Source organism: Undibacterium sp. TC9W, from assembly GCF_049339865.1.
GTDB lineage: Bacteria > Pseudomonadota > Gammaproteobacteria > Burkholderiales > Burkholderiaceae_D > Undibacterium.
Genome location: NZ_JBMPPJ010000010.1, coordinates 66,846 through 84,446 on the forward strand (window position 1 = coordinate 66,846; position 17,601 = coordinate 84,446).

The 17,601-nt window shown below is 51.5% G+C and carries 18 protein-coding genes; 13 read left to right on the top strand and 5 right to left on the bottom strand.

The genetic code is table 11. The annotated features are described in order from the left end of the window. Positions 1-25 precede the first annotated feature (25 nt). From ACO0LN_RS15820 to ACO0LN_RS15845, 6 genes are all read left to right on the top strand, one after another. Positions 26-559 (top strand): hemerythrin domain-containing protein, encoded by a 534-nt coding sequence (locus tag ACO0LN_RS15820; protein WP_422975393.1) that lies wholly within the window; start codon positions 26-28, stop codon positions 557-559. A 52-nt stretch (positions 560-611) separates the two neighbouring features. Then, positions 612-1,247, top strand: coding sequence for a pyridoxamine 5'-phosphate oxidase (gene pdxH, locus ACO0LN_RS15825; RefSeq protein ID WP_422975394.1), 636 nt, complete (start codon positions 612-614; stop codon positions 1,245-1,247). Positions 1,248-1,371: 124 nt separating this feature from the next. Beyond that, positions 1,372-2,502 (top strand): MGDG synthase family glycosyltransferase, encoded by a 1,131-nt coding sequence (locus tag ACO0LN_RS15830; RefSeq protein WP_422975396.1) that lies wholly within the window; start codon positions 1,372-1,374, stop codon positions 2,500-2,502. Between the two features lie 86 nt (positions 2,503-2,588). After that, positions 2,589-3,062 carry a hypothetical protein gene (locus ACO0LN_RS15835; RefSeq protein ID WP_422975398.1) on the top strand — a complete coding sequence of 158 codons (474 nt, stop codon included), beginning with the start codon at positions 2,589-2,591 and terminating at the stop codon, positions 3,060-3,062. Beyond that, a complete protein-coding gene (locus ACO0LN_RS15840) occupies positions 3,052-3,657 on the top strand; it encodes a dual specificity protein phosphatase family protein (RefSeq protein WP_422975400.1) in 606 nt (201 codons plus the stop codon). Before ACO0LN_RS15835 ends, ACO0LN_RS15840 begins: the two co-directional genes overlap by 11 nt. Continuing rightward, positions 3,654-4,256 (top strand): SRPBCC family protein, encoded by a 603-nt coding sequence (locus ACO0LN_RS15845; protein ID WP_422975402.1) that lies wholly within the window; start codon positions 3,654-3,656, stop codon positions 4,254-4,256. The genes ACO0LN_RS15840 and ACO0LN_RS15845 overlap by 4 nt, the downstream gene beginning before the upstream one ends. A 106-nt stretch (positions 4,257-4,362) precedes the next feature. Here the strand turns inward: ACO0LN_RS15845 and msrA are convergent, their stop codons facing one another. Then, positions 4,363-4,902: a peptide-methionine (S)-S-oxide reductase MsrA gene (msrA, locus tag ACO0LN_RS15850; protein WP_422975404.1), complete on the bottom strand. Its 540-nt coding sequence runs from the start codon at positions 4,900-4,902 to the stop codon at positions 4,363-4,365. A 463-nt stretch (positions 4,903-5,365) separates the two neighbouring features. Here msrA and ACO0LN_RS15855 point away from each other — a divergent pair, with 463 nt between their 5' ends. The 5 genes from ACO0LN_RS15855 (at position 5,366) to ACO0LN_RS15875 (ending at position 11,911) form a co-directional block, all read left to right on the top strand. Continuing rightward, entirely contained in the window at positions 5,366-5,698 is a 333-nt protein-coding gene (locus ACO0LN_RS15855) for a hypothetical protein (protein WP_162057986.1), read from the top strand. A gap of 182 nt (positions 5,699-5,880) precedes the next feature. After that, a complete protein-coding gene (locus tag ACO0LN_RS15860; RefSeq protein WP_422975407.1) occupies positions 5,881-7,278 on the top strand; it encodes a hypothetical protein in 1,398 nt (465 codons plus the stop codon). Further along, positions 7,275-8,081 carry a hypothetical protein gene (locus ACO0LN_RS15865; protein ID WP_422975409.1) on the top strand — a complete coding sequence of 269 codons (807 nt, stop codon included), beginning with the start codon at positions 7,275-7,277 and terminating at the stop codon, positions 8,079-8,081. The genes ACO0LN_RS15860 and ACO0LN_RS15865 overlap by 4 nt, the downstream gene beginning before the upstream one ends. Before the next feature lie 5 nt (positions 8,082-8,086). Then, entirely contained in the window at positions 8,087-10,915 is a 2,829-nt protein-coding gene (locus ACO0LN_RS15870) for an ATP-binding protein (protein WP_422975411.1), read from the top strand. A 246-nt stretch (positions 10,916-11,161) separates the two neighbouring features. Beyond that, positions 11,162-11,911 (top strand): Crp/Fnr family transcriptional regulator, encoded by a 750-nt coding sequence (locus tag ACO0LN_RS15875; protein ID WP_422975413.1) that lies wholly within the window; start codon positions 11,162-11,164, stop codon positions 11,909-11,911. Between the two features lie 36 nt (positions 11,912-11,947). Here the strand turns inward: ACO0LN_RS15875 and ACO0LN_RS15880 are convergent, their stop codons facing one another. Genes ACO0LN_RS15880 through ACO0LN_RS15890 form a run of 3 tightly spaced genes read right to left on the bottom strand, consistent with a single transcriptional unit; the run spans position 11,948 to position 14,785 of the window. Beyond that, a complete protein-coding gene (locus ACO0LN_RS15880) occupies positions 11,948-13,096 on the bottom strand; it encodes a molybdopterin biosynthesis protein MoeY (RefSeq protein ID WP_422975415.1) in 1,149 nt (382 codons plus the stop codon). Beyond that, entirely contained in the window at positions 13,083-14,009 is a 927-nt protein-coding gene (locus ACO0LN_RS15885) for a ThiF family adenylyltransferase (protein WP_422975417.1), read from the bottom strand. Before ACO0LN_RS15885 ends, ACO0LN_RS15880 begins: the two co-directional genes overlap by 14 nt. Beyond that, positions 14,006-14,785, bottom strand: coding sequence for an N-acyl amino acid synthase FeeM domain-containing protein (locus ACO0LN_RS15890; protein ID WP_422975419.1), 780 nt, complete (start codon positions 14,783-14,785; stop codon positions 14,006-14,008). The genes ACO0LN_RS15885 and ACO0LN_RS15890 overlap by 4 nt, the downstream gene beginning before the upstream one ends. Before the next feature lie 191 nt (positions 14,786-14,976). Between ACO0LN_RS15890 and ACO0LN_RS15895 the strand changes: the two genes are divergently transcribed. Together ACO0LN_RS15895 and corA are read left to right on the top strand one after the other, a co-directional pair. Further along, a complete protein-coding gene (locus tag ACO0LN_RS15895) occupies positions 14,977-16,053 on the top strand; it encodes a GlxA family transcriptional regulator (protein WP_422975421.1) in 1,077 nt (358 codons plus the stop codon). Between the two features lie 85 nt (positions 16,054-16,138). Beyond that, positions 16,139-17,104: a magnesium/cobalt transporter CorA gene (corA, locus tag ACO0LN_RS15900; protein WP_422975423.1), complete on the top strand. Its 966-nt coding sequence runs from the start codon at positions 16,139-16,141 to the stop codon at positions 17,102-17,104. Between the two features lie 56 nt (positions 17,105-17,160). Here corA and ACO0LN_RS15905 read toward each other — a convergent pair whose 3' ends face one another. Continuing rightward, positions 17,161-17,577 (bottom strand): lysozyme inhibitor LprI family protein, encoded by a 417-nt coding sequence (locus ACO0LN_RS15905; protein WP_422975425.1) that lies wholly within the window; start codon positions 17,575-17,577, stop codon positions 17,161-17,163. Positions 17,578-17,601 lie beyond the last annotated feature (24 nt).

Below are 17,601 nucleotides of genomic sequence, written 5' to 3' on the forward strand. Positions count from 1 at the left end.
GCGTATCAATACAGGTAAAGTGAACATGAATACTCTATTCGACAGCGCCCCAGGCTTTGATCAGCCCCTGGCCGTTCTCAAGCATTGCCATGACCGCATACGCAAGCAACTGGCGACCATGGGCAAGTTGCTGGAACATTTGCCTAGCCACGGCGCAGACCAGGATGCGCAGCAGGCGGCGCAGTCTGTCTTGAATTATTTTATCAAAGCAGCCCCCTTGCACCACGAAGATGAAGAAATCAACCTCTTGCCTGAACTGCAAGCAACGGCCAGGGACGAAGATGCCAGCTTGCTGGCCACCCTGCTGCCAAAAATCCTGAGCCAGCATGAAGACATGGCCGCGCAATGGGGCAAGCTAGAAAAGCAGCTAACTGCCATTGCCGCTGCAAGTGCAGCAAATCTGTCTGAGGCCGCGGTAAAAGACTTTCAAGCCCTGTATAACGAGCACATGCAGACAGAAGAAACACAGATCGCCCCGATGGCGAAACGTCTGTTTTCTGATGCACAAATGGCCGCCCTGGGTGCTGCCATGCAGGCAAGGCGTGGCATTGCTGCATAAAACAAGCTGCAAAGACCCTGCAATATTTCTGACTATTTTATGAAGGATGAACATGTCCATCGCTGATATCCGCACCGACTACAAAAAAGCCAGCCTGGCTGAAGCTGATGTACGGTCTGAACCTTACAGCCAGTTTGCCAGCTGGTTCGATCAGGCCTTGAAAGCTGATGTGCCAGAACCCAATGCCATGACACTTTCGACAGTTAGCACTGATGGCAAGCCCAGCTCACGCATCGTCCTTATCAAGGAATTTGATGCGCGCGGCTTCTCGTGGTTCACGAATTATGATAGTGCCAAAGGCCAGGACCTGGAGAACAATCCTCATGCTGCGCTGCTGTTTTTCTGGATTCCTCTGGAGCGCCAGGTGCGTATAGAAGGCCGCATAGAAAAGCTCAGCGACGCAGAAAACGATACCTACTTCAATAGCCGCCCGCTGGGCAGCCGTCAAAGTGCACTGGCGTCGCAACAAAGCCAGCCTATCGCGGACAGGCAAGCGCTGGAACAAAAAATGGCTGCGGTGGTGGCAGAATTCGGTGATCAACCTCCTCGCCCTGCCCATTGGGGCGGCTACCGCCTGCTGCCAGAGCGCGTCGAATTCTGGCAAGGCCGCAGCTCGCGCCTGCACGACCGTATCGTCTATACCTGCGATGAAAATGGCGCATGGAAAATTTCCCGCCTGCAACCTTAAAGCTGTTCAACAGCCCTGACTATTCTCTTTGAGAAGATATTGACGAGATAGTCAGGTGCCCAAATTGGCATGAGGGTATACAGAGCATGATATCCTCGGTGTTTTTTTACCGACACCAAAGTCCATGCCCAAGAAAAAAATCTTGCTATTAAGCGTATCCGCTGGCGCTGGTCACAAGCGTGCCGCCCAGGCCATACAGGCAACGGCGCTGGCCTATCCCGCCGATACTGAAGTCTTGCATCTGGATGTAATGGATTTTGTTACCGCCGGATTTCGCAAGATTTATACTGATTTTTATATCAAGCTCGTCAATAAAGCGCCGACGCTGTGGGGTTATCTCTACCATGCGTCCAATGAAGCGCAATCTGATAGCACCATGGAAAAACTCAGGCGTGGCATAGAGCGCCTGAATGCCCGCCCATTGCTGCAAGCCATAGCTGATTTTGCGCCAGATGTCATCGTCTGCACGCATTTCTTGCCAGCAGAAATGCTGTCCCGCCTGTTACGCAAAGAAAGGCTGCATTGCCCGGTCTGGGTACAGGTCACCGACTTTGATTTGCACAGAATGTGGGTCCATGATCACATGGCTGGCTATTTTGCCGCCAGCGAAGAAGTGGCAGACCGCATGCGCATCAATGGCATACCGGCTGAGCGCATTCATGTCACTGGCATCCCTATCATGCCCGCCTTTACGCAGCATCTGGACAGGAAAATCTGTGCGGCAGAATTTGGCCTTGATCCTGCGCTGCAAACCTTCATGCTCATGGGCGGTGGTGCGGGCCTGGGCGGCCTGGATGAAGTCGCAGAGCGCCTGCTGTCATTGCCAGGCAATTTCCAGCTCATCGTGCTCGCGGGTAAAAATGCGCCTGCACTGCAAGCCTTGCAAAAACTCGCCCTGCGTTATCCTGGCCGCCTGCTGCCTCAGGGCTTTACCGACAAGGTAGAACGCCTCATGGCTTGCGCTGACCTGGTCATTACCAAACCCGGCGGGCTGACTACCTCCGAGTGTCTGGCCATGGGTTTGCCCATGATCGTCAACTCACCAATACCGGGGCAAGAAGAGCGCAATGCTGACTTTTTGCTGGAACAGGGCGTTGCGTTGAAAGCCTATGATGATGTCAGCCTCGCTTACCGCTTGAATTACCTGTTGCAGCACCCAGATAAATTGCGCGACATGCATGACAAGGCGCAGGCTTTGGGGCGCCCTAAAGCAGCAACGCAGGTCTTGCAAGCCATATTGGATACACCGGTTTAAGTTCTGGTTTGACTATGATATCTGCTAACAACTCAGTTAACAATTCAGCTAACAATTTAGCCAATCGTTCAGCTAAAAGCGCATTCGTGCCCTTCCTGGCCTGTTTTGCCTTTGCCTGCATCCTGGCGCTATTTTTTGCGCAAGTAGAAATCCAGATAGAAGGTAGCGCAGGCTGGGCCGCCAACTTGCCTACCTGGCGCATAGAAAAACACTGGCTGCTCGATATCTTCTGGGGTGGCCGGGCGATGACGGGTTACCATGCCTGGGTGTTCCCTTTCATCACTCTGTTTTTTCATTTCCCCTTTGCTATGCTGCAGCAATGGACGCTGAAGCTGGAATGCCGTGCGATTGCCAGCATCATGACATTCTGGGTAGCAGAAGATTTTTTATGGTTTGTCATGAACCCGGCCTATGGCATCTCGCGCTTCAATGCCCATGATGTACCATGGCATGTGCACTGGCTACTGGGCGTGCCCACTGATTATTGGCTAGGCTTCATCGGTGCGACTTTTCTCTATATTTATTCGTACAAACAACATGCAAAACAAGATGCGAAATAAACGATTCAGGACCGGCCTGAAAACCTGGACTTCATTGGCCAGGCTGGCCGCTCTATCCTGCTCCGGTATGCTATTGATGTCCACAATAGCTAGCGCACAAACTGTAAGGCCTGAAGACTGGGCCACTCCGGTTGCAGAGACTCAAAATCTGTATCGTGTGAACCAGGACTTTTACCGCAGTGCCCAGCTCGGCAGCAAAGATGTGGCGCTATTGCAATCACTCGGCATAAAGACTGTGGTCAGCCTGCGCTCGTTTCATTCTGATACCAGCATATTCAAAGATTCCAATATCAAGCTGCAACGCATAGGTATCAATACCTGGAGTATCAATGATGCCAATGTCATCTCGGCTCTGCGCGCCATCAAGGCGGCAGAGAAGGACGGCCCCGTGCTTTTGCATTGCATGCATGGTGCGGACCGTACTGGTCTGGTAACAGCCATGTACCGCATCCTGTATCAGGCCTGGAGTAAAGAGAAGGCGCTGGAAGAGTTGATGAAGGGTGGCTATGGCTACCACAGCATGTGGAAAAACATCCCGGAATATTTGAAAAACGTGAACATAGAAAAAATACGCGAAGGTATCGACAAGCCATGAAGCATGCAATTGTTTTAATCGGTATCACTGCGAGTTTACTGGCGCTATCGACCACACAGGCAGCACAACTGGACGCCAGCAAATTCACTGAAACACAAGTACAGTTAATTGACCAGAGCAAGCCAGACAGCAATGGCAAAACCTTTGCCGCAGGTACTATCCTGAATGCCCCGGTTGCCAAAGTCTGTGCCGCCATACAGGCGTATGAAGATTACCCGAGCTTCATGCCGAATACCGCCAAGGCAAAAGTCACACGTCAAGCCAATGAATCTGCCCTGGTTGATTTCACCCTGAACCTGCCATTAGGGAAAGTGAAAAAATACCGCCTCAAGATGACGCCCAAAGTCAGCCCGGCCACATGCAACCTGAGCTGGAAGTTACAGCCCTGGGAAGGCCTGAAGCAGGAAGAAACCATCGCCGACACCTCAGGGTATTGGGAACTGACTCCTTTGGCAGATAACCCCAGAAAGACTGTCGTCAAATATCAGGTATTCACTGATCCGGGGCCTGTGCCCATGGGCCTGGGCTGGATAGTCGATAGCATGAGCAAAGACAGCATACCGAAAATGATGGATGCACTCAGGACCAAGCTGCGTTGATCATTATCATTGACAGCCTGCGTTGATTACGTAAAAAAAGGAGAGTCGGCAACTCTCCTTTTTTCTATGCAGCGAATTCGTTGATTCAACACCATTTCAACCCATGCTAGCCTATCAGCTTGCTGGCGAACATCTTCCTCGCTTTGGCGACTTTAGGCGCCACCACGAATGAGCAATAGCCTTGCTCAGGATGCTGGCGGAAATAATTCTGGTGGTAGTCTTCCGCAATATAAAACATCGGTGCCTGGCTGACTTCAGTGACGATGGCGTCATCCCAGACCATTGCCATTTCCTTGACCACTTGCTCAGCAGTTGCCTGCTGTTGTGCATCATGGAAAAAAATGACGGAGCGGTATTGAGTGCCAGTGTCATTGCCCTGACGGTTCAGCGTAGTAGGATCATGGATGGTGAAGAAAATCTCCAGCAATTCCCGGTAACTGACGATGGCAGGATCAAAAGTCAGGCGCACTACTTCTGCATGTCCGGTTTTGCCGGTACAGATTTGTTCATAAGTAGGTTGATGCACTGCGCCGCCAGAATAGCCGGACTCTACTTTCAATACCCCGCGAATTTGCTGGAATACCGCCTCGGTACACCAAAAGCAACCGCCGCCTAAAGTGGCAAATTCAGTGGATGTCGTGCCCATGTCTTTCTCCTTGTTTAGATACAAGCTTAGTCTGTATCTGGCCCATTTTCTTACATTTATGAACTATTTGCTCACGATTTGCGGGCTAAGCCTTATTTGCTGACGCACACCCGGCTTATCCGGCTTCTTGCTCGGGCTGAACGCTTACCACCTGCATTTGCATCTGCATCTGAGCAATATGAGGACGATGAGCAAAAATACATTAATCGAAACCTGGTCAAATGTGAATTAATGTAACGGGACAACTGAAAGATTACAAAAACTTACACGAGAACATGAAAGGAAATACTTGGTATACGACTAAAATATTTCCTCAATTTTGGTACTGTCTGCTTCCACTTCCAGACGCAGTGGCGAGTCAGTTTAATATCCTCAGACATCCGGTAGAGATAGTGGATACCAGAATTTAATTGCCAAATCCTGCTGGCACATATTTTTTCTTTGTCATTTCAATAAGTACATCATGTTAATTGACGTTATCAAAAACGGTTTCAGGACTATCTTCAGAGTACGCCATGACCGCGAACTGCCACCACCTGGCCCCAAGCCGGCATTTGGCAGCACCGTGGTCTATAAACGTCTGAAGATGCAATTAATTGTACCAATTGACTATGAGCAATGGGATTGGCTGACCGAAAAAGGCTGGCGCACACTGGATATGCGTTCAAACCGCCGTCGCTACTTCAAGGTGCCGCGCAAAGCGGTGACACGTCTGTTACATGCCAATGAAACAGACCGTGAAGTACTGTTACTGCAAATCATAGAACACCGCTATGACAGGTCACGTCTGCACTAATTGCAAAAACGCAACAAAACCCAATATCCGGCATATTTTATAAACCATTGCAGCAAAACTTGCATTCGCATTAAGAAACTGGATTTTTGGCAATATGCCCGACAGCATTTTCTTGATGCACACCGTCAAAAATTAAAATCCTGACAATACTCAAGCAGGCTGCAAGCGGTTAAAATGCCCGCATGCAAAATATAAGTCATGACGCTGAGGTTCAGAACGAAGACGATCTCGCTCTGCAGACCTATTTCAAGCCTGGTATTACTCCCGAAGACGTTTCCGCTGTATTCCCCCTGAAGCGTGGCCAGCCTGTACTACAGGCTTTTACGGCTTTGTTTCATGGTGGCTTCAACGGCGTATTGCTGCGCCTGTTGGTTTTGCGGGAATTGACAGCCGATGTGGAAACGCCGTCGCTGAGCCGGGCCGATATCAATGCCAAACTCGGTTATCTCGAAGCAGATGCTTTGGAGACTGTGCTGTCACGCCTGCGCTCTACCGGCCTGCTGATCTGGGATGCCAGCCAGTCGGTCTATCGCATTGCGCCAACTGCGCGCAATGTACTGGCGGCGATAGAGTCCTTGCTGCAAGTCGAAGAAAACAATGACCAGGCTGAGATGAGCTATATGCTCACCCAGGTCGCCGGTGCCCAGGCTGTGGGCGGGGTCTCGGTAGAACAATTGCATCATTTGCTGGGCCGTCTGATTGAGTTGACGGAAGAATTCTCGGATGCGATTGCTTCCGGTTCAGAATTCCAGTTGCGCACTGCCCAGCAAAAATGGCATACCGCCTGCGACTGGGTGGAAAAAGGCTCAGAGATTATCCACGCCATCACCAATGACAGCCGTGCAGATGCTGCGACCCACAGGGCAGCGCAGGCCATAGGCCGTGCCCAGAGTGCCTTGCTGAATATGCAGGGCATGTTCTCAAGAGCTTTGAACCAGATTGAGCGCCAGCGTGTACACCTGGGTCAGTCTGGCTTGTCGACTACCGATATCAAAACCTGGTTGCTGCAAAAGGATGACCTGGCCGCACTGGCTGACGATGCATTGGCCAAGCCGGTAACGCCGATGTTCATTACGCCTTCAGAAATGATAGACGTGGCCGAGAGTGAACTGCTGAGCCACCGTGTATCGGCGCTTGTCGGTGCCTTGCCTGCCGGTGAAAATGCACCATCGATCGCCAATGATGATAGCGATGCCCTGCATGAACTGGATCACTGGCTGGCCTTGCTTACCGAGGCTGACGCATCAGACAAACCGATCTCGCTGCAAGATATTTTATTACCGTCGAATTTTTCGATTGCGTCTTACCGCGCGTCCATGCTGCCTTTGCTGGGTGACCCCAATGAATCCGCCCTGCAGGGTGCAACCGGGATACTGGCACGACTGCCGCTGGTCTTCAATTCCAAAGACAAAATGCAAAAGGTCCATGATGAGCATGTCGCAGCCATGTCCATCGCCAGCCTGAACGCTCCCGATGCTGCGCCAACTGCCCCACAGCCAGCACGCAAAGCGAAGCCAGCTGCACCCGCTGAACAATCTGCACCATCTGCACCACCTGTACAGACAAGAGAAACACCATGACCGAAGATGCACAAATCCTGATCGCCCGCTTGCTGGCGCACCAGACCCTGCGCCGTGAAGACAAGCTGGTTAAACGCGCCTTGTCGGATGAATTGTTTCGCACCGAGATAGATACGCGCCTGAAAGCCTGCGGTATGAAGTTTGTCGATAATGTGTATGCCGACTATGTGACTCTGGCACTGACACGCGACAGCGAATCCAAGGTATTTGGCACTAAAGAGACCTGGCAGAATAATAATTTTGGCCTGGCCCGCGATGGGGTGGCGCTGTTGGTGGTCCTGTGGTCGCTGATCATTTTACCGAAGCGTGAACGGCAGGAAGCTCATCAACTGGCAGAAGAAGACCAGAATGACATGTTTGGTAAAGACAAACCCATGCCGCGCGCAGAAGATACCTCGATAGGTATTTCCTACCGCGCCTTGCTGGCAGATTTTGGCGAAAAGCTGGGCAAGAAAACCCGTATGGACATGAACCTGGGCCAGCTGGCGCGCGTAGGTTTTATCGAACGCAAGGCAGACCTGATCCTGGAAGGCCCACTGCTGGATTTACTGATGGACACCGACACCCTGAAAGACCGCATCATCAATGGCGCGCTGTCGGATATTTTCCAGATCCCAGTACCAAGGACACCAGCCATCATCACACCCGTTGCTGCCCAAAGAACTGAGGCTGAAACTGTTTCTGTCACTGAACCGGCTGTAGCAAGCGTGGACACACCCGCTGCCAATACCAATGCAAGTGCAAAAGCTGATACAGACGCAGGTCCTGACACCAATACCGACACCAATACCGAAAAAGAATAAGCACCATGTTTCATATCAAATCGCTGGAACTTGTCCATTGGGATTATTGGCAACGCATCAAGAACATCCCTCTCGATGCCAAGATCATTACCATCGCCGGGCAAAATGGCTCGGGTAAAACCACGTTGCTGGATGCATTGCGCACCCTGTTTGGTCTGGAATGCTCGATGGGGCGTTCCTACAAGCATTACGCCCGTCACTCAGGACAGCAAACGGCATGGATACGTGCGGTGGTGGATAACAGCGCGGTAGGTCCACAGATTTCCAACCGCCCTTTCCGCATGTCTGGCCTTTATGAAGATGAAGTCACGCTGTTTTGCAAGATAGAAAAAAATGGTGGTGACTGGAAGCGCCAATACCTGATGCGCAGCGGCAAAACCGAAATAGAAGAAATACAGGAAGCCAATGACTGGCTGGGTGTGGAAAGCTATCGCAAGCGTTTGTCACATGCCGGTTTGTCGAATGCCATGGGCAAGGTACTGGCACTGGAACAGGGCGAGACAGACAAACTCTGTGAATACGCACCGCGCCAGTTGCTGGACCTGGTGTTCCAGGTGTTTGGCGACAAAGAAGTGCTGGACGCCTATGATGACGCCAAACGCCATCAGCGTGATACAGAAACTGAATTACAGCGTTTTGAAACCGAGCTGGAAGGTGCAAAAACCAATCTGGAAGGTTTGCGCCTGCGGGTTGCCAATTACCACCAGTATGAGAGCCTGAACAAGGAAAAGCGCGACCTGCAAGAAGAGATACTGCCTACCCTGCAATATCATGAAGCATTGGAAAAAGCCGGTACTACCAGCCAGGCCCTGCGTGCCAGCAAGCGCTTTTTAAAGACGCAAGACCTGGCACTGTCTGACCGTCGCCAACACCTGGCGCAACAGGCGCAGCAGGTGTCCGACGCCAAACTGGCAGAAGCTGCACTGGAAGCCGAAGAATCATCACTGCGTGAAAAACTGGGACAGATCAACAGCAAACTGAAGCCGCAAGAAAGCCTGCTGGAACAAAAAGCCCGTTTGCAAAAACTGGCTGCGGAGGCAGATGCTGATGTCGCCAATATTGCAGATGATCTGGAGAAAAAAGAAGCCGAGCTGTCTCGCCAGAAGTTGGAACGTGATGCCCTGACCCAGCGTATCGCTGGCGAGATGGAAACCATCGCCGCCCTGCAAGGCAAGTCTGCCCTGCCGGACCCTGAGAATGTGCGCCAGATGCGCCGTGCCCTGACGGATGCGAATATCCCGCATTGCATGTTGCCAGAGATCGTCGAAGTGACCGATCCCAAATGGCAAGCAGCGGTAGAAGGTGTATTGCGCGGCTATACCTCGGTCATCTTGCTGGACAAGGCGACTGATGCCTCTGCAGCTTACCGCATCGGTGAGAAGCAGCGCTATAGTCACTTCATCGTGCCTGACCGTATCAGTGCGCCGGTGGTCAAAGACCAGAGCCTGCTGTCCGTCGTCAACTTCACTGGCCAGGCACCGGGCTGGCTGATCGAACAATTGCAGCGTATCGATACCGTGGGCTCGATAGAACTGGGCATGAAGTTGCCCAAGAACCAGGAATGGATTACGCCTGACGCCTATCATTTCGAGCGTCGTGGTGGTCGTTCGCTGTTTGTGGAAGTGTCGCGCTACCGCTTCGGCAATGCTGGCCGTACCCAGCGTCTGGAAGCCTTGCTGAAGTCTTTGCCACGACTGCAATCGCAAGAAGATGTGTTGACCATGCAGATCAGCAAACTGGCAGGCGAAATCAGCGCCTACAAAGCGCGCCTGGCAGGTGTTGATGCAGCAAAAGAACTCAGTGCCCGCCACGCAGAATTTGAAGAAGCCAGCCGCAATACCCAGCCGCTGAAACAGCAGCGCATGGAAGTCGGCGGCCGCCTCGGTGAAATCGCACCTTTGCTGAAAGCCGCTACCGAACAACGCTCGGTCGCTCACCTTAAATGGGAACAGGCAAAAGCCGCGATTGCCGACGCAGAAGCACAATTGCGCACATCAGAAAAACGCCATGCTGATGAGCGAAAGGAACAATTCGAAACCCTGCGTGCCATGCGCGATACCTGGCATACCCTGCCACACAACTGGAAGCGTGCGTCGCACCGCAAGGAACTGGTGGCCGAGCATGAAAATGTCCACCAGATCGAATTGCGAATACGCAGCCTGACGAATAATCTGGCACGCGATGACTGGGAAACCGACTCTACCGTGGTCGATCAGTACACCCGCCTGAACGCCCTGCTGCAAGGCCGCCAGGCAGAAACCGATGAACGTCGCTACCAGAACAACCGGGCGATAGAAGCCACGGTGAATGCTCGTGCCGCCTATATGGACAGGCTACGCTTCACGATCAAGTCATACAGCAAGAATATCAAGCAACTCGGTGAACTGGCAGGCATAGAAGTGCATACCGATCCGGTCAAGCTGGAAAATGACGACATACAATTGGCCCAGGCTGGCTTGCATGTACGCTTCAAGTTCGACGGCAAAGGCCCGATAGGTATGAACGACGGCGAAGCATCCGGTGGTCAGCAGGTCATGAAGTCACTGATCCTGCTGATAGGCTTGCTGAAATCTGATGATGGCTCTGGCGGTTTTGTATTCATCGATGAGCCCTTTGCTCATCTCGATATACGCAATATCCAGCTGGTTGGTGAGTTCCTGAAAAATACGGATGCCCAGTACCTGATGACGACGCCGCTGACACACAACACTGACGTCTATGACCCTTCAGAATTGACACTGATTACCAGCAAGAAAAAGAAAGATACCGAATGGGCTCAGCCTATTTTTGTCTTGCAAAGAAAGACTGAAAAAAACAAGGCTGCCAAGGCATGATGTATATCCCCTGATATCACTTGATATCAGGGGATATTTTTTCTGGCAGCCACTTTTTCCATGTACACGCCGCCAACGCCCTCAGAAGGCATTAGCGGTGTAATCAGAATGACCACTTGCAATGTTGTTGTTTCCGCCTGTACAAGCAAAATGACCTATAGATTGCTGGCGAAACCATGTAAACTGCTTTGATGTTACAGCCTGCCCAAGCCTGCGGTAGAACAAGCAAGCGACCTCAAAATACATATGAAAAAAACAAGCAAAGCTGTCTGGTCTGAAAACCCAAAACAGAACAGCATATTAGCTGCGCTACCCAAGGCAGATTTCGAGCGTCTCTTACCAGATCTGGAACTGGTTCCCCTTCCTTTGAAGTGGACCATGCTTGAATCTGGTGACCATGTACATTTCCTGTATTTTCCTATTTCTGGCATCGTTTCACTGATCTACGCGTTAGAAGATGGCTCATCAAGTGAAGTGGCACTGGTAGGCAATGAGGGCATGGTAGGCATTTCCATTTTCATGGGTGGCGATAGCATGCCGTCCAGCACAGAGGTCCAAAGTACAGGCAAGGCTTACAAGCTAAGCAGAAAAATCATGAAACGGGAATTTGCCCTGGGTGGCAAGTTGCAGCAGTACGCTTTGCTATATACACAGGCGCTGATTTGCCAGACTGCCCAAACTGCGGTTTGCAACCAGCACCATTTACTGGATCAGCAACTGTGCCGCTGGCTCTTGATGAGTATGGACAGATTGCATTCAGAAGATATTGTGATCACCCAAGAAATGATTTCAAATCTATTGGGCGTACGCCGTGAAAGCGTGACCCAAGTCATAGGTGAATTACAAAAAGATGGTTTGATTGCATGCAGACGTGGGCATGTCAAAGTGATAGATAGAAAAGCAATGGAAAGCCGTGTCTGCGAATGCTATGAAGTCGTTCGGAAAGAATATCAGCGCCTGCTACCGCCAGTTCCTGATGCTGACCCTGCAGCATGACAGCAACAATTGTTCACGCGGCATAAATTATGATAATCAAAGGTCTTCATTGGCGGGAAGTTTGCAAACTGTCAGATGGTCGCGATCATTATTTTCATGTTCACTGCTGGATGGTAAGCATAGTTCCTGCAGTTTTAATCTTAGCGACCGTGATTGTGCGGCTTTGCCATAACCCAGTCGCCCCATGAAGCAGGTTTTGATCAAAATGTCTGGCTGGCAAAATGTGGCCAGGTCTTGCTGCACTTCCTGCATCTGTTCCTGTATGCCTGCGGTATCACTGCAAGAGCGGCCAGCCCTGATATACCAGCTGAAAATCAGCGGTGTCATCTCTGGCTGCAATTGTATGCCCAGCTGTATCGCTGTCAGCCAGAAGCGTTGCATGCTACGTCCGGCAGCGACAAAATCTTCTACCGTTTGCGGTTCTTTCTTTGCCACGATCATGAAATGTCGGGCGCAAAACAATGCCGGGATCAAGTCAAGTTGCAGGCGTGGCAGCCAGGTGCCTGCCATATAGCGATTCATCCAGCTGACCCGTTGCCAGTTCTGCATGGCCCAGCGCATCAGCAACAGGCCCAGCTTATCCATACCTAAAGCCTGATCAGGTATGCGGTCATTACTGAATTGCTTTCCCCAATCGATGATTTTTTTATGAGCAGGGAAAGCCTCTGGCATGGTCAGGCGGATTTTTGCATTACGCGACAATAATTTCGCCATCTTCCAGCGCTGCTGCCAGCCACCAAACCAGCGGATGTCATAGTTATCACCCACTGCCTGCTCCAATATTCTTTGATGCTCAGCATTCACGTCCTGGGGAGACAGCGCGCGTCTTTGCACACTTCTTTTTTCTATCATGCCAACCAAAGGATGCGGCACGCAAATATCAACGGGCAAGAGTCTGACCTGATATGCAATCGAGCTACTATTGTCTGGATGCCTGGGACTGTCTATACGCAAGAATTCTGCATGACGGCGCTGGTGGCTGGCAGCCAGGCTGATGTTTTCCAGCAATGCACCGAGAGCGATCTGGCTGGGTCGGCCATCGAAATCATAGACCACTGTATCGCGCGTATCAAAGGCACGGATGATGAAGGCATCTTCCGAGACAACTTCAAAGCGCCAGTTCTGTACATTGTCACCGCTGGGTGCCCAGCGTGCCTTATCCAGTATGTATTCAAGCGGGCTCATGCTGTCTTTCTTCATCGGCCAGTTTCTGACCCAACATGCGTCTGGCAATCGCCAGCTTGATTTTTTGCAAGGGATTGCGGTTACCACCTGGCAGCCAGGTTTTTTTCAACTCTTGCCGGTAAGCGTCGTAATGGATGCCGCGTGGTGCAGCAACCACTTTGCCACGTCCTAGCAATATCTTGGCTGCTTCTGTTGCAGCCACACCTGCACACAACTGACAGGCCATTACGGTTGACGGGCCTTTTTTCAGATCCAGCCGCACTCGGCTGGGATCAACCAGATAAGAGCCATGCAAACGTGCCGGCGCCAGCCCGATTAAAAAGCGTATGCCTTGCTCAAACTCTGACTGCCCCTGTATCTGGAAATAATCATCGAAACTCATTTTACCCGGCATGAACGCCAGCACCGCAGTGCCCATGCCCAATGGTGCAGCAGTCACAGCCGGTATGCCTTTGCGATAGCAGGCAGCAAACACTGCGCGGCGGGTATCGAAGGCAAAAAAATCCAGGCTGTCGATATAGATATCTACACCATCGAGAAGGGCATCCATATTGGCTGGCCCTATACCCTGGGCAAAAACTTCTATCTGCAACTCAGGATTGATATCCCTGGCCATGGCTTGCATGACTTGTGCCTTATCCTTGCCAAGGGTGGATTGCATGGCACCAGCCTGGCGGTTCATATTAGGCAAGTCAAACTGGTCAAAGTCTGCAATATGAAAAGCACCTATGCCCAGTCTGGCCAGTGTCAGCAAATGTGCACCACCTACGCCACCCATGCCCGCTATGGCAGCCCTCTTGCCACGCAGTTGGGCCTGCTCTGCCTCGGTGAACCAACCCAGATTACGGGAAAAAGCCCGGTCGTAATCAAAAGATGAACCTGACTGAGCAGGATGTACTAATTGCGGTTTCATTTGTATTGCTCACTCAAGCCCTGCATGCGGGCAGCCAGGCGGGCTTCTTCTTCATGGGAAAAAAGGTAGGGATAAAATGAACGCTCGGTATCAGCTAGTTCTGGTTTGCCGCCAAAAATCTCTATCATCCTGGCAACATAATGCAAATCGATACCGAGCAGGACAGATGGTGCCTGCACCTGCTGGTTATCCCTGACATCACTCAGGACAGTAAATTTCAGCATGCGCTGATAGAAGGCCACATGCCTGGGATTGACCTCTATGCAGATGTAGTTATATTGGCGTACCCGCAATGCCCAGATCTCGGCCAGATGAAACAAGGACGCGAGCACGCTGCGGGACTTGACTTCTTTTTCTATCGCCAGCTTGGTGAACTGACATAGCTTTGCACCTCTCCTGCGCAAACTGTCCAGTTCAAACTGGTACAGCTTATCGAGCGGCAGGCCTTCACCGGCATCGAACTGCACACTGAGCGTGCCAACCACGCGGTTTTCTATAGTCGCCTGCAGGCTGAGGATATTGCCGGTTTTGCTCGCCTCAGGGTGGGCATAACCACGCGAGGAAAAGCGTTCATTGACCAGCATGTCGATGGTTTCTCTGTCATTCCGTGTATTGACCAGTTTGACCTTGAAGCCCGGAATCTGCTTGTCTGGCCAGGGATATACTGGTGTCTGTGGTGTCAGAGGCGTCTGCCGCTTGAAAGCATCTTCCTTATTATGACGAGGGACGTCCAGTGGCATACCAATGATGGTATTTGTCTGTGCAAGTGAGTGCATGATCTTATCCAAAGTGTAAGCAGTTTGAGGGACTACAAAACCTTTCCTGTGGAGTGCGCACCCACCGTTAGGAAACAGAAATATCGTTTCTGTGCAGTAAGTATATTCATGCTTACGGAAAATTAATAAGCTAAAATAGACAAGCGATGTGCTGATTCAGCCATGACTTGTAAGCAAATCTATGTAATCAAATGTTACCGCTACGCTTTGATCTCTTATTTCTGGAAGGCTGTATGCCTGGTGCCATGCTGACCAGCATTGATGCCATTACGGCAGGCAACACCTTGTGGAGTTTGAGAAACCCTGAAAAATTAAGCCAGGCTGGCAGGCGTGCCCTGCCATTTCGCTGGCGCATCATTGATGTGCATGGAAAAGCCCTGCACCTGCCATGGCTGACAAACGCTATGGACCCCGGCTTTAACGGCACCGATGAATATCTGCCCGCGAGGCAAACGGTACTCGTCGTGCCTGGCCTGCAAATAAGTAGCATCTATGAACTGGACCGGCGGGTTAAAACTGGTGCTGCAGAAAAAGCCATGCTACAGGCGCGTTATCAGTCTGGCGGCATAATCGCTGCGAGTTATAACGCCACAGGTTTTCTGGCAGAAGCGGGCCTGCTTGAGCACAAACAGGCCACCATGAGCTGGATGATGAGTGGATGGCTGACCGACAATTATCCGAATGTCTTGCTGAATTTACGCCACGAGGTGGTAATAGACGGCAACCTGCTCACCACGGGTGCACCGGCAAGTAATTACCGCCTGATTTATGAAGTCATGCGCCTGCTATCTGGTGACGCATTGGCCAATAGCGCCATTGATGCCACGTATTATCGCGAAGAACGCTATAAGATCAGTGCCGACATGAACCCTGTGCTCTCCACCAAGGCGCGCGATGGCATCGTCTTCAAGGCCCGTGTGTGGCTGGAAGCAGACCTGAGCCGCAGCTACAACCTGCAGGACGTGGCGCATGCCGCCGCCGTCAGCCCACGCACGATCAACCGCTATTTCAATGAAGTGCTGGGAATGTCGCCGCTCTCGTATCTGCAAAAACTGCGCATACAAAGAGCCAAGCAATTACTGGAAATCAGCATGCTCGATGTCAGCGCCATCGTTGAACAATGTGGCTACCGCGACAACAGCTCATTTTGCCGCCTGTTCAAAAGGGAGACGCAGATGAGCCCCTTGCAATTCCGCCGCCGTTTCAACTTCAGGACAGACAAGCGCTGGTGGCGCGCCACTGACGCCACCTCTTACGATACTGACTGAATCCTGCCACGTCTGAGTTTACACGGCACACATATTGGCTCAGACTGAGTCTATTTTCTCCCAACAAAAAGATGGAAACTGAAACATGTTAATCAACTGCGTTACTTATCAGGAAGGTCGCAAACTGTCTGACATACCCGTGGCAGAAATCAGCGACTATGTAAAGCATAAGGACCAGTTTGTGTGGGTGGCCCTGCGCGATGCGTCGGACGAAGAATTACAGGAAATGCAGGTAGAGTTTGAATTGCATGAGCTGGCAGTAGAAGATGCCCGCCACGGTTATCAAAGGCCAAAGATAGAAGAATATGGCGACTCGCTGTTTGCCGTCATCCACACGGTGGAAATGCTGGAGGGCGAGTTGCATACAGGCGAACTTAATCTTTTCGTTGGTGAAAATTATGTGCTGTCTGTACGCAACCGTTGCCAGCAAAATTTTCTCGGCGTGCGCCAGCGCTGCGAGCGTGAGCCGCATTTGCTCAAGCATGGTTCTTCATTTGTGTTCTATGCCCTGATTGATGCCGTGGTCGATCGTTACTTCCCAGTCGTGGAAGCGCTGGAAGAAGAACTCGAACTCATCGAAGAACAGATTTTTACCAAGGGCAGTGAGCGCGCCAACATCCAGCGCCTGTACCAGCTCAAGCGCAAGATCATGATTGTTAAACATGCCGTCACACCATTGATGGAAGCCTGCGGCAAACTGTTTGGTGGACGTGTGCCAGCCCTGTGTGTAAATACCCAGGAATATTTTCGCGATGTCTATGATCATTTATACCGCATCAATACCTCGATAGAAACCATACGCGACACCATCAGTACAGCGATACAGGTGAATTTATCCATGGTCGCAATCGATGAAAGCGAAGTCAACAAGCGCCTGGCTGCAGGTGCGGCAATTTTTGCGGTACCTACCGCCTTTGCCGGCATCTGGGGCATGAATTTCAAGGCCATGCCAGAACTGGAATGGCATTTAGGCTATCCCATGGCTCTGGGCATCATGTTCTCGGCCTGTGCCTATCTGTATTACCGCTTCAAGAAGTCAGGCTGGCTGTGACTTGAGTTCACTCGTGGCACGACTTACAATGTATTGGACAAGTCATTATCGGTTTCTCAGCGCTGCAATGAGGTCTGGACTCCTTGCAGATGAAGCATGCGCTGTTCATTCAATTCCAGTATGCACAGGTAGCGCCGGTGCGAACCGCCGGTGCCCCCAGCGGCGAGCGCAGCTTGCAGCTCGCATTGCTCTTTACGGTAGAGCAAATAATGCTTGCCTGCGGATAAGAGATAGCGCTGCACCCGGCCACGGTTTGCCGGCGTATCGTCCCAGCGCAACACCAGGGCTGAGGTATCTGCTTCTGTTTGCTGGAGCAGCGTGTCACTGGCCCTGACCCGTTGTTCCAGGCAAGTGCGTGCATCTGCCTGGCCGCCAATGAAAAAGCAGTCTTCTCCAGATGCAGCACGTTGCGCCCATGCACCGGTGCTGGAAACTGCCAGGGTCAAACACAACAGTAATTGAGGCAAGCGCATCTTGTTCCTGTTTATCTGCAAAAT

Coding starts and splice junctions, on each gene's coding strand:
- ACO0LN_RS15820 (WP_422975393.1), top strand. CDS start 26: ATGAATACTCTATTCGACAGCGCCCCAGGCTTTGATCAGCCCCTGGCC.
- pdxH (WP_422975394.1), top strand. CDS start 612: ATGTCCATCGCTGATATCCGCACCGACTACAAAAAAGCCAGCCTGGCT.
- ACO0LN_RS15830 (WP_422975396.1), top strand. CDS start 1,372: ATGCCCAAGAAAAAAATCTTGCTATTAAGCGTATCCGCTGGCGCTGGT.
- ACO0LN_RS15840 (WP_422975400.1), top strand. CDS start 3,052: ATGCGAAATAAACGATTCAGGACCGGCCTGAAAACCTGGACTTCATTG.
- ACO0LN_RS15845 (WP_422975402.1), top strand. CDS start 3,654: ATGAAGCATGCAATTGTTTTAATCGGTATCACTGCGAGTTTACTGGCG.
- msrA (WP_422975404.1), bottom strand. CDS start 4,902: ATGGGCACGACATCCACTGAATTTGCCACTTTAGGCGGCGGTTGCTTT.
- ACO0LN_RS15855 (WP_162057986.1), top strand. CDS start 5,366: ATGTTAATTGACGTTATCAAAAACGGTTTCAGGACTATCTTCAGAGTA.
- ACO0LN_RS15860 (WP_422975407.1), top strand. CDS start 5,881: ATGCAAAATATAAGTCATGACGCTGAGGTTCAGAACGAAGACGATCTC.
- ACO0LN_RS15865 (WP_422975409.1), top strand. CDS start 7,275: ATGACCGAAGATGCACAAATCCTGATCGCCCGCTTGCTGGCGCACCAG.
- ACO0LN_RS15870 (WP_422975411.1), top strand. CDS start 8,087: ATGTTTCATATCAAATCGCTGGAACTTGTCCATTGGGATTATTGGCAA.
- ACO0LN_RS15875 (WP_422975413.1), top strand. CDS start 11,162: ATGAAAAAAACAAGCAAAGCTGTCTGGTCTGAAAACCCAAAACAGAAC.
- ACO0LN_RS15880 (WP_422975415.1), bottom strand. CDS start 13,096: ATGAGCCCGCTTGAATACATACTGGATAAGGCACGCTGGGCACCCAGC.
- ACO0LN_RS15885 (WP_422975417.1), bottom strand. CDS start 14,009: ATGAAACCGCAATTAGTACATCCTGCTCAGTCAGGTTCATCTTTTGAT.
- ACO0LN_RS15890 (WP_422975419.1), bottom strand. CDS start 14,785: ATGCACTCACTTGCACAGACAAATACCATCATTGGTATGCCACTGGAC.
- ACO0LN_RS15895 (WP_422975421.1), top strand. CDS start 14,977: ATGTTACCGCTACGCTTTGATCTCTTATTTCTGGAAGGCTGTATGCCT.
- corA (WP_422975423.1), top strand. CDS start 16,139: ATGTTAATCAACTGCGTTACTTATCAGGAAGGTCGCAAACTGTCTGAC.
- ACO0LN_RS15905 (WP_422975425.1), bottom strand. CDS start 17,577: ATGCGCTTGCCTCAATTACTGTTGTGTTTGACCCTGGCAGTTTCCAGC.